The 524-nt window shown below is 46.9% G+C and carries 1 pseudogene; it reads right to left on the reverse strand.

Annotated elements, in window-relative coordinates:
- Window positions 1-42 precede the first annotated feature (42 nt).
- Window positions 43-524: pseudogene (locus tag R8N49_RS30215) on the reverse strand (malate dehydrogenase); the annotation flags it as partial.

Raw genomic sequence — 524 nt, forward strand, 5'->3', positions numbered from 1 at the left:
CGATCCTAAGATCGGCTTTCTTCTTAATTCGCGTTATAGAGATTATTTAGCGAATTCAACACCAATGTTGATGTCGCCATTTAACGTTTCTAGCATTCCATCTAGCGCCGCTTTTTCGAAGTCGCTCAATTCGCCGTAGCTTAGTACTTCTTCTACGCCTTCTTTGCCCAGCTTCACAGGTTGTGCAAAGTAAGGTGCGTGCTCGCTGTCACCTTCAACGTAAGCACACTCAACAACGCCTTCTTCACCTTGAAGAGCTCGTACAAGTGCTAGACCGAAACGACAAGCCGCTTGGCCCATAGAAAGTGTCGCACTACCGCCACCCGCTTTTGCTTCAACAACTTCTGTGCCCGCGTTTTGAATACGCTTAGTCAGAGCTTCTACTTCTTCAGCTGTAAACTCCACACCTTCTACTTGAGAAAGAAGAGGAAGAATTGTCACGCCAGAGTGACCACCGATAACTGGTACACGGATATCGCTAGGATCTTTGCCTTTTAGCTCAGCAACAAACGTTTCTGAACGGA

The sequence above is a fragment of the Vibrio sp. 1978 genome, from assembly GCF_033344345.1.